Here is a 14,629-nt window from a genome sequence, read left to right on the forward strand (position 1 = left end):
TTCGGTGGGACGAGTAATCGCAGTCCCAGCACGCGTCCGAAGACCCCGCAGAGTGGTTTTCTCGAGGAGGCTGAGGCCGTGCCCGTGGAAAGCGAAGTATTCTGCCGGAGCGAGTTTTAGCGCTCAACCATCATTAGAATAAGAGAAAGCGTCATGTTAGATAATTTTCACTATGTCGCAGTTTATATCAACTACGAAGGTTAATGAGCAATAATATTTACGAAAATAGCCATTAATACATAGTATAGCAGAAAGGATATCATGAATTGAATAAACAAGGATGGATTATATATAACGGAAATTTGCCGGGAAATAAATTTTTGGATTTTGCTGAGTGGATACAATCTGCTGCAGCCAAGAAAAGTAGTAAAACAACTATTTATAAAAACAACGAACTACTTTCCTTTCTGGGATTGAATCAATTAGAGCTTCTGCAGCAATCAAATAATCAATTACCCGATTATGTCGTTTTTGCTGATAAAGACATTTATCTAGCAAAACAATTGGAGTTATTAGGTGTACCTGTATTTAATTCAGCAGAGTCCATTCATATAAGTGACGACAAAATTGCTACATATCAATATTTAGCAAAAAATAAGTTACCTATTCCGAAGACAATCATTGCTCCAAAAATTTTCTTAAAAGGAAAGCCTGATAATAACAGTATACAGTTAGCCATCCAAAAATTAGGACTGCCTATGATCGTAAAAGAAGCATTTGGATCTTTTGGTGAGCAGGTTTATTTAGTGCATACAGAAGAGGAATTAATGAAGAAGACCAATGAATTACAAGGAAAAGCATTCATATTCCAGGAATTTATTTCATCAAGCTATGGAAAAGATTTACGCCTGCATGTTGTTGGTGAGAAAGTGGTGGCATCAATGATACGAAAGGCAGCGAATGATTTCAGGGCGAACGTATCAGCAGGCGGAACAATGGAAGCTTATCTGCCTACAGAACAGGAAGAGAATTTAGCAATTGCCGCAACTAAAGCAATCGGAGCCGATTTTGCCGGAGTTGATCTATTATTCGGACCGAACAATACTCCATTGGTTTGTGAGATTAATTCTAATGCACATATCCGTAATATGTATGATTGTACAGGAATTAATGTGTCTGATTTTATTATGGAATACATACTCGATAAAATAAAGGATGAATGAAGGTGAAAACAAGTTGCATGGTTGGTTAATTTACAGTGAGGCGGATGTTGAATTAAATCAATCCTTTATTGATTGGTTTATAGATGAAGCTCGATATCAAAATTTATCGCTCGAGCTTATGATAAGAGAAGAAATGACGATTGGGATTAAAGGAAATGAACGAATAATGATAATGGATGGACAAGCCGTTTCCAAACCTGACTTTGCCGTTGTTCGCACGACTGACTCTTTATTAAGTCTGCATTTGGAATCATGTGGGATTATCGTTTTCAATTCATCTGATATTTCACGGATATGTAATGATAAAGCACTTACCCATCATTATATTAATGATCTTGGAATTCCGATGGTAGATACTTTTTTTTACAAAAAAGATAATATCCCTAAATCTCCCCCATTGGCCTTTCCTTTTGTAGTGAAAGAAACTTCGGGGCGAGGAGGAAAACAAGTATATTTTATTGAGGATCAACAGGAATGGAATAAATTGACTGTTAAGCTTCCAAATGATTTTATTATACAATCCAGTCATGTAAAGCTGGGAAAGGATTTACGTGTTTTTATCATTGGAAAAGAAATTGTCGGTGCAATCTTGCGGGAAAGTAATCATGATTTCCGCGCTAATTTCAAACTCGGTGGTTCAGCAAGGTTATATGATCTTAATGAGCAGGAAACGGCGACTATCAGGAAAATAATTAATCATTTTCATTTTGATATGGTGGGAATTGATTTTCTAATTGATTTAAATGGTGGGCTTCTATTTAATGAAATAGAAGATGTCGTAGGTTCCAGAACACTTAGTGCTGTTAGTAATATAAATATTGTCCATAAATATGTGTCTCATATCAAATCAGAATTAAAAAAGCGGAATTTCCATTAATGATTGAAATTCCGCTTCATTATTTACTTATTGTTTTAATTCATTTAATCTTGCTTTCACCTTAGCCTGCTTATCAAGATAATCTTTTTCCTTTTGTTTCTCTTCTTTAACAACTGCTTCTGGTGCTTTTTTAACAAAACCTTCATTAGATAATTTTTTCTGTACACGTTCCACTTCTTTTGTCCATTTATCCAATTCCTTTTCCAGACGTTCTATTTCTTTATCGAAATCGATCAATCCTTCAAGCGGAAGGTAAATTTCAGCACCTGTTACAACAGCTGACATTGCTTTTTCGGGAACTGTAACTTTTGTCGCGATTGTTAATTCACTTGGATTACAGAAACGCTCCAGGTAGTCACGATTATTTTCAAGCTCAGCTACAACTTCTGCGGTTTCAGCCTGGATTAAAAGCTTAATTTGTTTGGACATTGGTGTATCCACTTCTGCCCGTATGTTTCTTACTGATTTAATAATGGAAACTAGTCTTTTCATTTCTTTAGAAGCCACATTATCATGAAATTCACTTCGTGTCTCTGGCCATTTAGCAACTGTTATTGATTCACCCTGATGTGGGAGCTGTTGCCAGATTTCTTCTGTAATAAACGGCATATATGGGTGAAGCATACGCATTGTTTGATCGAGAACATATGCAAGTACAGATTGAGTTGTTTTCTTTTTAGTCTCGTCTTCACCATATAACGGAAGCTTAGCCATTTCAATATACCAATCACATAATTCATCCCAAATAAAGTTATACAGATGGCGGCCAGCTTCACCAAATTCATATTTATTCGTGTTTTTTGTTACATGATCAATTGTTTCATTCAAACGGGTTAAGATCCATTTATCTGCCAATGATTTTTCAGTGGATAAATCAATATCCTCGTAAGTGAAGTTTTCCATATTCATTAATGAAAAACGGGATGCATTCCATACTTTATTAGCAAAATTCCAGGTTGATTCCACTTTCTCCCAATGGAAACGTAAATCCTGGCCTGGTGTGGAACCTGTTAACAGGAAATATCTCAGGGAATCTGCACCATACTTTTCGATTACATCCATAGGATCAACACCATTACCGAGTGATTTACTCATTTTACGTCCATCTGCATCGCGAATTAAACCGTGAATAAGTACATCCTTGAATGGTTTCTCACCAGTAAATTCTTTGGATTGGAAGATCATTCTTGCTACCCAGAAGAAGATAATGTCATATCCTGTAACGAGTACGTTTGTTGGGAAGTAACGTTTAAAATCTTCCCCCTCCGTATCAGGCCAGCCCATTGTCGAAAATGGCCATAACGCAGAAGAAAACCATGTATCCAATACATCTTCATCCTGCTCCCAATTCTCACTATCTGCCGGTGCTTCTTTACCTACATAAATTTCCTTTGTTTCCTTGTGGTACCATGCTGGAATACGATGTCCCCACCACAGCTGACGCGAAATACACCAATCACGTATATTTTCCATCCAGTTTAAATAGGTATGTTCAAAGCGGTCTGGAACGAAATTTACTTTTGAATCACTACGTTGCAATTCAACTGCTTCATCTGCAAGTGGCTGCATATCAACAAACCACTGTGTGGACAAATATGGTTCAACAACTGCACCACTACGCTCTGAATGGCCAACTTGATGAACTCTTTCTTCAATATTAAATAATACACCCAACTCCTGGAGATCATTTACAATCTGCTCTCTGCAATCAAAACGGTCAAGCCCTTGATATGTTCCTGCATTTTCATTCATTGATCCATCCTCGTTCATTACAAGGACACGCTTTAGATTATGACGGTTTCCAATTTCAAAATCATTAGGATCATGTGCCGGAGTAATTTTAACAGCACCTGAGCCAAGCTCCATATCCACATATTCATCAGCAACAATTTCAATTTCTCGCCCTATAATTGGCAAAATAACTGTTTTACCAATTAAATGCTTGTATCGATCGTCTTTTGGATGAACTGCCACTGCTGTATCACCTAACATCGTTTCCGGTCGGGTTGTTGCGATTTCAATTGTTTCTTTACTATCCTTAATTGGGTAACGCATATGATAGAATTTCCCCTGAACTTCATCATAAATAACTTCAATATCTGAAAGTGCAGTTTTTGTATGTGGATCCCAGTTAATAATGTATTCCCCGCGATAAATAAATCCTTTTTCATATAACTTAACAAAAACTTCCTTTACCGCATCAGATAGTCCATCGTCCAGCGTGAAGCGTTCTCTTGAATAATCTAGCCCAAGCCCCAGCTTTTCCCACTGTGAACGAATAAAGTCGGCATATTCCTCTTTCCATTCCCATGAAGTCTCCAGAAATTTTTCCCGACCTAATTCATAGCGATTTGTTCCCTGCTCTTTCAGTTTTGCTTCAACTTTTGCCTGTGTAGCAATTCCCGCATGATCCATACCTGGAAGCCATAATACATCATAGCCCTGCATACGCTTCATTCGGGACAAAGTATCCTGCATCGTTGTATCCCATGCATGACCTAAGTGCAATCTGCCGGTTACATTTGGTGGTGGAATGACAATAGAATAAGGCTCTTTTTCCTGATCACCTGTTGCTTCGAAATACTTTCCTTTTAGCCAAAATTGATAACGGTCTTTTTCTACTGCCTGTGGGTTATATTTTGATGGCAGTGATGCTTTCTGATTTTCACTCATTCTATCTACCTCCTGATTTTAAAAAAACAAATTAAAAAACCCTTTTCATCCTTAAAATAAAGGACGAAAAGGGTAAATTTCCGTGGTACCACCTTTGTTTACAAGTAATCAAACACACCTGTACACTCAATTGACTGATAACGGCAGATTACCGGCATTCTTCTACTTATATTTCAAAGAAGCTGCTTCATGAGCGACCTTCCAAAATAGTTTTTCCCTGGGAAACTTTCAGCCCTTTATTTCCCTCTCTGCAGGTTTCTATTTTGTACTCTTCCCAATCATCACATTTAATTATAATAATTACTATTTATTCTATCCATAACTTGCCTTGTCGTCAACTTTTATTACAGTTTTTGCACAAAACAACTATATATATACATATCATATTAAATAAAGTATATAAAGTGAAGTTATTTCCTTAAAAAAGAGGTGATATGAATGGCGAGGTATTACAGGTATCGACTACCACCATGGGCAAGACATTGTATATTTGTGATTGAAAAGGTAACCTTACCCATATTGATTTTTCAATTGGTTCGCACATTATTTTTCCCAACTACCCTTGATGTTTTTTTACTGGGACTCTTGGTCGGCGTGTTTATTGCCTTCTATTTAGAATGGATTTAACTTTCGGGATCATCAAATGTGATTGTTTCATATTCATTCTCAATATGGCTGGATAATTGTATTCCAAATAAAAATTTACGGTATACATGCTGTAGTTGAATGACATTTTCGATCATCGAATCCTGATCATTTCCATTCACATAACCTTGAACGATCGAGAAGTATTCCGCGGGATTCAATAAATGAATGACAAGTAGTTGTAATTCATTTGTTGTTAATTTATTTGCATCCATATATAGAGAAAATAAATCAATGAACAATTCAGTGTCTGAATCATAATCAGCAACTTCATTTTTAAAAAATATGGCTAAATCCATGGCAGCACTTTCATATGTAGCATTTTCAAAATTAATCAAATAGGATTGGTTTGAGGTTAGCATATGGGAAAAATCCAGATCCCCATGACATAAACTATAATTCCAGGTTATTTTCTCTTCTTCCAGATCAATAAATTGTTCAATTCGTTTATTTATTTCCTTAAGTCCATATTCCAGCTCCCGGAATTGGGTACAAACAAGTAATTCAAATGGTGACATATACCTATTCTTTTCAAATTGCTCTACAAAATCCAGCAGATGTATTAGTGTATCCTCACAATACTTCATATATGTATAAAAATTACGTTTTAAAGCTTCTGTCTGAATCATTTGCTCTTGTTTCGTTTTTGCATGTATTTTTCCTATATTTCGATAAAATTGCTCCATTGTTTGTTTATTTATATTTGTATCCATATTATCTATCCATGGTGTTAAATAAAAGATGTCATTTTCCGAATTCTTGTATAAATTTCCATCATTTGTTAAGTAAACCGGTAAAACACTTGATAAATTATGTGAAAAAGCCAGCTGATAGCTATTTTCCCAATTCGTTAATTTATCCATGGACAGTTTACTTCGTTTGAGAGCATAGTCCGATTGTCCATCACTAACTTGATAAATACGATCTGTTATTTTATCAATAGTGTGGGGATAAATAGAATAAGCCTGTAATACCTTTTTAATGCTATCCATCTTTTATTTCACCACCTAAAGTAAAGTTAGATACCCCTTGAACAGAACCAAGGGGTAAAAATTATCCTATTTCTTTTTTGGAATATAAAGCAATTGGCCTTCAGAAACATCATATTCTTCATCTAAATTATTTTGCTTAATTAATTGCAAAGTTGTAATTTTATAACGTTCAGCAATCGTTTCAATTGTATCTTTTTCCTGGACAATACAAAGTCTCATTTGTTCATATTGTTCCTCTTCCGAACTTCTAAACATATCTGACAGGTAACTTACATCTTTTACCTCATCCGTTCGATCTTCCATACTTTCATCTTCATCCGGTGATACATCCGGCTCATTATCGGGCGGCGTGAGCGTATCGACTACCTCAGGCGAATCATCATCATTTTCCTTGGCGGATAAATCATCAAAAAATTGCTTCAGCGTTTGAGATTGCTGTTTAAATTTCCAACGTTCTTCTTCTGTAGTATTCTCTTCTGTGGTATTCTCATCTATTTCTGACTGTAAAGCAGGAATATCCAGTGCATCTAATAGCTCAGGTTCATCATGGGCTAAATCTTTCTCCTGCTTTATTTCAAAATTAAATGATTCATCCTCTTCTCTTTCCATTGGGAGAGCTTCTGCTTGCTGTTCTTCTTCCTCATGTCCATCTGACTCTTCAGACTGATCAGTAATCCCGTGAATCTCAATCGTAGAATACAGTTTTAACTGGCTTGGATCAGGTATTTCATAATCGAAGGATTCAATATAAACCGAAACATCATTAATATCATTTACTCTATATGTTGGAACAGATATTTCCACAGGAAACCGATGAGAAAATTCCGCATCACCTTCTTCTATATCTACTACTCTTTCTACATACCTTTTTGAATGGTAATTTTCAAAATCCATTGATTGATCATCTTCGTCTGCCGTAGATGCTACCTTATGGTATTCTCCACTTAATTCGATTACACCCCTTATCGAGATATACTCATTGAATGATTGAATTGTTATTTCAGGATCCAGAGAAACCCCCCGCATTTCTGCAACTTCCTGTCCCTTTTCAAAATAAAGCGATTCATTTAATTCAAAACTGAACACCGGTTGATCATTTGACAAATGATTTCCTCCCTTCAACATATATATTCCATATGCTTATATGTCTTAATTATCTATATGAGAGATAAATGGAGGTTATGCTAATGAAATAAAAGGCAGTTATCCAAAAGTTTGGGATTGCTGTTACTCGTATACCGAAAAATATATTATTATTTAGGTATTATCATACAGCAGATATAATGTTGCGACGTATGCGCTGGGTTGTTTTCCGCTGCGGACCGTTGCTTTCCGCGGACACGGCTTCAGACTCCTCGAGAAACCCACTCTGCGGGGTCTTCAGACACGTGCTTTTCTGAGCAGGAGTCAACGGTCCTCCGCTCCAAACAACCACTACAAATGTGCAAGTATTGGTTTGAATTAATCAAGTAGTAATTAATTTTAAAAAAAAGTGAAAAAACACAATACTAGCGGAGGAAATATACGAAGACTCCTGCGGGAGAAAAGGCATCGGTGAGACCCCACAGTGCGTAGCACGAGGAGGCTCACCAGCCGCCCGCGGAAAGCGAAGTATATTTCCGCAGCGCTGAATTAGCCACTCATCTTCTAAAGAATGAGAAGAAATCACACTATAGTTAAAACGCTATATGATAAAACATCAATATTTGTGAAAATAGCCTAAAAAAGTCAAGTAAAAAGAAGCTACTCTGGTTAGGAATAGCTTCTTAGGTGGCAACTTACTTTTCAATTTTTGAAAATGCATTACGTATTGCCTGAATTGTTTTTGTAATATCTTCATCGGTATGAGCGGTTGATAGGAATAATCCTTCAAACTGGGATGGTGGCAAAAATACACCCTCATCAATCATTGCGCGATAATACTGTGCAAAATAATCCAGATTTGATTTTTGAGCAGTTTCAAAATTTATAACTTCCTCATTGGTAAAGAAAACACCAAACATGGAACCTGCACGATTTATGTGCAGTGGGATATCAAAATCTTTTGCAGCCTGTTTAAATCCATCCATTAATTTTTCCAGTTTGCTATTTAGTTCATCATAGGATGATTGTTCCAAAGCACTTAATGTTTCATAGCCTGCAGTCATTGCCAGCGGGTTACCTGATAATGTTCCTGCCTGATATATCGTTCCTGCCGGTGCAACATTTTCCATGATTTCACGTTTACCACCATATGCACCAACTGGTAAACCTCCACCAATTACTTTACCCAGACAAGTTAAGTCAGGTGTAACATCAAAATAACCCTGAGCACAATTATATCCTACACGAAATCCTGTCATTACTTCATCAAATATCAGTACTGTACCATTATCTGCAGTAATTTTTCTTAGTTCCTGTAAAAAGTCACCCACAGGTGGTACTACACCCATATTTCCCGAAACAGGTTCAACGATAACCGCCGCAATGTCATCACCATAATTTTCAAAAGCATAACGGACGCTTTCCATATCGTTATATGGTACTGTAATCGTATTTTTGGCAATAGATTCTGGAACACCAGGGCTATCAGGTAATCCCAATGTTGCTACGCCGGACCCTGCTTTAATAAGCAATGAATCACCATGCCCATGATAATTCCCTTCAAATTTCAGAATTTTATCTCTTCCTGTATAGCCTCTTGCTACACGCAGTGCGCTCATTGTTGCTTCCGTTCCCGAATTGACCATACGCAGCATTTCAATAGATGGTACACGTTCGATGACAAGCTCGGCCAATTTATTTTCCAAAGTAGTTGGTGCACCAAAGCTCGTTCCTCTTTCAACTGCTTCTTTTAATTTACTGACAACATTTTCATCTGCATGACCTAAAATTAGGGGACCCCAGCTTAATACATAATCAATATACTCATTGCCATCAATATCAGTGATTTTTGATCCTTTACCTTTTTCCATGAAAATTGGTGACATACCTACAGATTTAAATGCACGAACAGGTGAATTTACTCCACCAGGCATTAAATCGACAGCTTCTTTGTAGGCATCTACTGAGTTATCAAAATTTTTCACAAGAAACCACTCCTCTGCTATTTATTCATTCAACCATTTAGCTGCATCTTTTGCGAAATACGTTAATATAAGATCTGCTCCGGCGCGTTTCATTGAAGTTAACTTTTCCAATACAATCTCTTTTTCATTGATCCAGCCATTTAAAGCAGCTGCTTTTACCATAGAATATTCTCCACTTACATTGTAGGCAACGACAGGAACATTAAAATTATTTCTTACATCACGAACAATATCAAGATAGGATAATGCAGGTTTTACAATCAGGAAATCTGCTCCTTCTTCTATATCCGATTCTGCTTCACGTATTGCTTCCAGACGATTTGCCGGATCCATCTGATATGTCTTGCGGTCACCGAATTGTGGAGTGCTGTCAGCAGCATCCCTGAAAGGTCCATAAAAAGCTGAAGAATATTTTACGGCATAGGACATTATCGGAATGTTCTTGAAGCCGGCGGTGTCCAATGCCTCCCGAATAACAGCAACAAATCCGTCCATCATGTTTGATGGTGCAATAATGTCTGCACCTGCATTTGCCTGTGATACTGCAGTTTTAGCCAGCAGCTTCAGCGATTCATCGTTATCCACATCATGATTATGAATCACACCACAATGACCATGTGATGTATATTCACAAAGACATGTATCCGCAATGACTAACATATCCGGAAATTTACTCTTAACCATTTTTGTAGCTTCCTGTACAATACCGTTATCAACAAAAGCACCCGTACCCTGCTCATCCTTATCGTGAATCACACCAAAAAACATAATAGCTTTAATGCCAAGCTCATGTACTTCCCTTACCTCTTCAACTAAAAGATCAAGAGAGATTTGATAAATACCGGGCATTGATGCTATTTCATTTTTAATTGTATTTCCTTCGATGACAAACATCGGATAAATAAAATCATCTGTGCGTAAATGATTTTCACGTACTAATGATCTCATGGAAGCTGAGGATCTTAATCTGCGATGGCGTTTAAACTCAATGTTTTTTGTCATGATAATCTATCCTTTCTGAAGAAACATATTGAAGAATACATGCCAGCATTCCTTCAATTGTAAATTCCTTAGCAGTTATAATAGAAGTGAAACCCAGTTCACGTGCTCTATTTTCTGTCGTTGTTCCAATACACACACATATGGTATCAATATTAACATTAGCCATCTCAACAAATGCTTCAACTGTGGATGGACTGGTAAATGTTATAAAGTCCAGGGTGTTTTGCAGTAAAATATTATTTAAGCTTTCTGCTATTTCATAATTATAGCTGGTCTCATAAACCTCGATGGAATCGAAGGTAAGCTCCTGCTTTGAAAGTTCTACCGGCAGGACATCTCTTGATCGATTGCCCCGCACCAGCAGGATGGAATCTGTTTCTTTGTATTTCTTTAAGAATTCATCAGCCATGACATCCGCATTATAAATAGATGGTATAAAATCTGCAATTAAGCCGATTTTCTTTAAATAGTTTTCTGTTTTGTGACCAACTGCCGCAAGATGAATATGTTGAAACAGTTCGATATCCACTTTATATTTATCTGCCAACTGAAAAAAACATTTGACCCCATTTGCACTTGTGAAAAATATCCAGCTATATTTATTTATATTCCGGAAGTAATGTCTGCTCTCATCATGATCTATACATGAAATTTTCAAAAGAGGGGTTTCAATTGGTGTGCCACCATATTGTATAACTCTTTCAGTAAATTCTTTTGCCTGATTCTCTTCTCTGGTAATAAGAATTTTTCGTCCATCTAATGAGGTCGACATTACTCGTCAAGCTCCTCTTTAACTTTTTCCACTATTTCTTTTGCACCTTGACTGATCAATTTATCTGCCGCTTCTTTACCAACAGCCTCAGGGTCAGTTCCCCGAACCACTTCTTTTAGAATCGTTTTACCATCAGGCGTTCCGACTAATGCTGTTAAGATAATGTCATCCTTTTCTAAATAAGCATGTCCTCCGATAGGTACCTGACATCCTCCTTCAAGCAAATGGAGAAATGTTCTCTCCGCATTAACCGTTCTCGTTGTATAATCATCATTTATTTTAGCTAATAATTCACGAATCTCCTGATCATCTTCACGACACTCAATTGCTAAAGCACCCTGTCCAACTGCCGGCACACAAATATCAGGATCCAGGTATTCTGTGATCAAGTCTTCACTTAAACCAACACGCTTCAGGCCGGATACTGCTAAAATAATCGCATCATAATTTTCTTCGTTTAATTTTCTAAGACGTGTTTCAATATTACCGCGGATCCACTTAATTGATACATCGGGTCTTTCTGATAATATTTGTGCAGCACGGCGTAAACTGCTTGTTCCAACAATTGCACCTGCTTTTAATTCCTTCAGTGATAGATTATTCTTTGATATAAAAGCATCACGATGATCTTCACGTACAGGAATGGAGGATATCACGAGACCCTCAGGCATGGAGGATGGCATATCCTTCATACTATGTACAGCGAAATCTATTTCCTTATCATACATCGCTTGCTCTATTTCTTTCACAAACAGGCCTTTTCCACCTACTTTTGATAGGGTAACATCAAGGATCTGATCACCTTTTGTAACGACTTTCTTTATTTCAAATTCATTTGTCACTCCAGCCTCTTTCAACTGGTTTATCACCCAATCTGTTTGGGTTAACGCCAAATTACTTTTTCTTGATCCAACAACAATTTTTCGCATTTTAAAAACCTCCTAAAAATGAAAATTTGATAACGAGCTAAATAAAAAGAAATTAATTAGTAAAATTAAAAAGGCTGCAGTATTATACATCGAAATCGTTTTCCCTTGGTAACCTCTGACAAGGCGTAAAAACAAATAAACTATATAAACTACTAAGACCAGAAGTGAACCTAGTGTTTTCATATCAAACCAATAGAATTCTGCATTCGCCACATATGCCCATACTACACCTAATATAATACCAATTAATAATAGAGGAACGCCAATAGTAACAGCTATAAATGAATAATTATCCAATCCCCTCAAGTCACCGATTCGCCACATCCACTTAAATCCTTTTTTATCTTTTAAAAAACGGTATTGCAAAATGTACAATAACGAAAGCAAAAAGGATATGGTGAAAAAACCATAGGATACGATTGCCAATGTTATATGTGCGATCAATATTTCGTGGACGAATTCAATACCACTGCTATTCATATTTTCCTGTGCATTTGTAGAGATATACAAAAGATATATAAAAAAGCCAAAAAAGTTTGTAAAAAACACAATAAAATGAACAGGAAAAAGCCTATTTATAACCAAAGAAAAAGTAATCAGTATCCAGGCATAAAAAAACAAACTATCATTTAATGTCTGTACCGGAAAGCTTTTTTCGATCAATACCTGATATAATAAAAAAACGGTTTGAATAATCCAAACCATACTAAGTAACCAGAAGGCCATATTGTTCGCCCTCCGGTTACGCTGAATAAAATCAATAAAATACCCAACCAAACTTAAACCATAAATAATTAATGTAATTTCATATAGCCATTTCATTTCAAACATACGTGAATCCTTTCTCGTAGTTAACGGCAAAAAATTAGGTGAGCAGTCAATAACTGTAGAATAAAATCAGCCATGGCCTAATATTTAAATGGTATCAATTGTTGGAAAGGATAGTTTTTCATTTTTTTTTAGTTTTTTAATAGCATCATTTTTCATGGCCTGCTTTTCAAATTCAGCTTTCACTCCATCTTCAATCCCAAAGATATCAACGAAAAGCTCAAGTGCATCTTCAGCATTATCTTTGGCAGCCAACTCTTTTGCCTGTGTAACTGGTTCTTTTAATAGCTGATTAATAATACTTTTTGTATGCTTATTAATAACTTTTCTTTCTCTGGCTGTTAAATCCGGTATTTTCCTTTCAATACTTTGCATCGTTTCAGCTTGAATGGAAAGTGCTTTTTGACGTAAAGCAGAAATAACCGGAACGACACCCAATGTTTTGAGCCACTCTTTAAATGTAACAATTTCTTCTTCAAGCATTAGCTCAATTTGCTGTGCAGCTGCTTTTCTTGCTTCCAGATTTTCATCAACAATATGCTGCAGGTCATCGATATCATAAAGGAAAATATTATCCAGTTCACTAAGTGCAGGATCTATATCTCTTGGAACCGCAATGTCCACCAGGAATAGTGCCCTGCCTTTTCGTTTCTTTTGAATAGGTGCCAGCATTTCTTTTGTTAAAACGACATTATCCGAACCCGTTGAACTGATCAAAATATCTGCGTCACGGATAACTTCCGGCAGATTTTCAATACTTTCTGCTTTAGCATTGAACTTATCAGCTAATATTTTGCCCTTTTCAAGTGTCCGATTTAATACTGTAATTTTACTAGCGCCTGAACCCTGAAGGTTTTTCGCTGCCAGTTCTCCCATCTTCCCTGCACCAAGAATAACAACATGCTTGTTTTGCAGATCACCAAATATTTTTTTCGCTAATTCTACTGCTGCATAGCTAACGGAAACTGCATGTTCACCGATTGCTGTGTCAGTTTGGGCCCGTTTTCCCAGTGTAATTGCTTGTTTAAAAAGCTCATTAAAAATAGTTCCTGTAGTTTTCATTTTTTGTGATGTTAAGAATGCCTGTCTCACCTGACCCAGTATTTGAGTTTCACCAAGAACCATGGAATCAAGTCCTGTTGATACTCTGAATAAATGCTCAAGTGCGCCATCATCTTCAGTAATTCGTAAATAAGAAGTAAATTCTTCTTTATCTATTTTGAACCAATCAGCTAAAAATTGTTTTATATAATAACGGCCTGTATGAACTTGATCAACTACTGCATAAATTTCAGTACGATTGCATGTTGAAACAATTACATTCTCTAAAATACTTTTTTGTACTTTCAATTCTGTCATCGCTTCATGAAGAGCTGCTTCTGAAAATGTAAGCTTTTCCCTAATCTCAACAGGGGCTGTTTTGTAATTAAATCCGACTTTTAGTATATGCAAATTATTCTACCCCCAAAAAAATATCCACTCAAAAATAAATAGTTCCTTCTATTATAACACGAAAACCCATTCACTATTTCCTGAAAATGTGAACAGATTTTGAAACAATATGTTAGGATAAACGTATATAGTATTAAGTATGCTTTCAAACTTCCTTGATAGTTCGAATGTACTTTATCATATCAGTAACCATTAAGCAAGAAATCAATATATAAGGACCTGAGGTGA

General features: G+C 36.4%; 12 protein-coding genes and 1 other annotated feature. Of the genes, 3 read left to right on the forward strand and 9 right to left on the reverse strand.

Going from position 1 to position 14,629, the window contains the following annotated elements; genetic code table 11:
• Positions 1–266: 266 nt before the first annotated feature.
• Together CIL05_RS20595 and CIL05_RS20600 are read left to right on the forward strand one after the other, a co-directional pair.
• Positions 267–1,163, forward strand: a complete 897-nt coding sequence (locus CIL05_RS20595; protein WP_095657418.1) for an ATP-grasp domain-containing protein — start codon at positions 267–269, stop codon at positions 1,161–1,163.
• Between the two features lie 13 nt (positions 1,164–1,176).
• On the forward strand, positions 1,177–2,040 hold the full coding sequence (locus CIL05_RS20600) for an ATP-grasp domain-containing protein (RefSeq protein WP_240510255.1): 864 nt from the start codon (positions 1,177–1,179) through the stop codon (positions 2,038–2,040).
• Between the two features lie 27 nt (positions 2,041–2,067).
• On the opposite strand, the gene CIL05_RS20605 is transcribed toward CIL05_RS20600, so the two are convergent.
• Complete coding sequence (locus tag CIL05_RS20605) at positions 2,068–4,713, reverse strand: valine--tRNA ligase (protein ID WP_095657420.1); 2,646 nt, start codon at positions 4,711–4,713, stop codon at positions 2,068–2,070.
• A 56-nt stretch (positions 4,714–4,769) separates the two neighbouring features.
• Positions 4,770–5,004, reverse strand: a binding site (T-box leader).
• Between the two features lie 147 nt (positions 5,005–5,151).
• On the opposite strand from CIL05_RS20605, the gene CIL05_RS22720 reads away from it, so the two are divergent.
• The gene (locus CIL05_RS22720) at positions 5,152–5,340 is read left to right on the forward strand and encodes a YszA family small membrane protein (protein ID WP_095657421.1); all 189 of its coding nucleotides are present in this window, start codon (positions 5,152–5,154) and stop codon (positions 5,338–5,340) included.
• On the opposite strand, the gene CIL05_RS20615 is transcribed toward CIL05_RS22720, so the two are convergent.
• The 8 genes from CIL05_RS20615 to hemA all read right to left on the reverse strand — a co-directional run bounded on the left by CIL05_RS20615 (position 5,337) and on the right by hemA (position 14,401).
• On the reverse strand, positions 5,337–6,350 hold the full coding sequence (locus CIL05_RS20615; protein WP_095657422.1) for a phosphotransferase: 1,014 nt from the start codon (positions 6,348–6,350) through the stop codon (positions 5,337–5,339). The genes CIL05_RS22720 and CIL05_RS20615 overlap by 4 nt on opposite strands.
• A 66-nt stretch (positions 6,351–6,416) precedes the next feature.
• Entirely contained in the window at positions 6,417–7,454 is a 1,038-nt protein-coding gene (gene spoVID / locus CIL05_RS20620) for a stage VI sporulation protein D (protein ID WP_240510256.1), read from the reverse strand.
• A 674-nt stretch (positions 7,455–8,128) separates the two neighbouring features.
• Complete coding sequence (gene hemL / locus CIL05_RS20625) at positions 8,129–9,418, reverse strand: glutamate-1-semialdehyde 2,1-aminomutase (RefSeq protein ID WP_095657424.1); 1,290 nt, start codon at positions 9,416–9,418, stop codon at positions 8,129–8,131.
• 21 nt (positions 9,419–9,439) lie between these two features.
• Entirely contained in the window at positions 9,440–10,420 is a 981-nt protein-coding gene (gene hemB / locus CIL05_RS20630; protein ID WP_095657425.1) for a porphobilinogen synthase, read from the reverse strand.
• Complete coding sequence (locus tag CIL05_RS20635; RefSeq protein WP_095657426.1) at positions 10,404–11,192, reverse strand: uroporphyrinogen-III synthase; 789 nt, start codon at positions 11,190–11,192, stop codon at positions 10,404–10,406. Before CIL05_RS20635 ends, hemB begins: the two co-directional genes overlap by 17 nt.
• Positions 11,192–12,121 (reverse strand): hydroxymethylbilane synthase, encoded by a 930-nt coding sequence (gene hemC / locus CIL05_RS20640; RefSeq protein WP_095657427.1) that lies wholly within the window; start codon positions 12,119–12,121, stop codon positions 11,192–11,194. Before hemC ends, CIL05_RS20635 begins: the two co-directional genes overlap by 1 nt.
• Positions 12,122–12,133: 12 nt before the next feature.
• Positions 12,134–12,952: a cytochrome C assembly family protein gene (locus CIL05_RS20645; protein WP_095657428.1), complete on the reverse strand. Its 819-nt coding sequence runs from the start codon at positions 12,950–12,952 to the stop codon at positions 12,134–12,136.
• Positions 12,953–13,036: 84 nt separating this feature from the next.
• Positions 13,037–14,401 carry a glutamyl-tRNA reductase gene (hemA, locus tag CIL05_RS20650; RefSeq protein WP_095657429.1) on the reverse strand — a complete coding sequence of 455 codons (1,365 nt, stop codon included), beginning with the start codon at positions 14,399–14,401 and terminating at the stop codon, positions 13,037–13,039.
• Positions 14,402–14,629: the final 228 nt, after the last annotated feature.

The sequence above is a fragment of the Virgibacillus profundi genome (assembly GCF_002287375.1).
In the GTDB taxonomy this organism is placed as follows: domain Bacteria; phylum Bacillota; class Bacilli; order Bacillales; family Amphibacillaceae; genus Virgibacillus_K; species Virgibacillus_K profundi.

Bases quoted from the DNA above. Each gene is read 5' to 3' on its own strand.
- CIL05_RS20605 (WP_095657420.1), bottom strand. From the start codon at position 4,713: ATGAGTGAAAATCAGAAAGCATCACTGCCATCAAAATATAACCCACAG.
- CIL05_RS22720 (WP_095657421.1), top strand. From the start codon at position 5,152: ATGGCGAGGTATTACAGGTATCGACTACCACCATGGGCAAGACATTGT.
- CIL05_RS20615 (WP_095657422.1), bottom strand. From the start codon at position 6,350: ATGGATAGCATTAAAAAGGTATTACAGGCTTATTCTATTTATCCCCAC.
- hemB (WP_095657425.1), bottom strand. From the start codon at position 10,420: ATGACAAAAAACATTGAGTTTAAACGCCATCGCAGATTAAGATCCTCA.
- CIL05_RS20635 (WP_095657426.1), bottom strand. From the start codon at position 11,192: ATGTCGACCTCATTAGATGGACGAAAAATTCTTATTACCAGAGAAGAG.
- hemC (WP_095657427.1), bottom strand. From the start codon at position 12,121: ATGCGAAAAATTGTTGTTGGATCAAGAAAAAGTAATTTGGCGTTAACC.
- CIL05_RS20645 (WP_095657428.1), bottom strand. From the start codon at position 12,952: ATGTTTGAAATGAAATGGCTATATGAAATTACATTAATTATTTATGGT.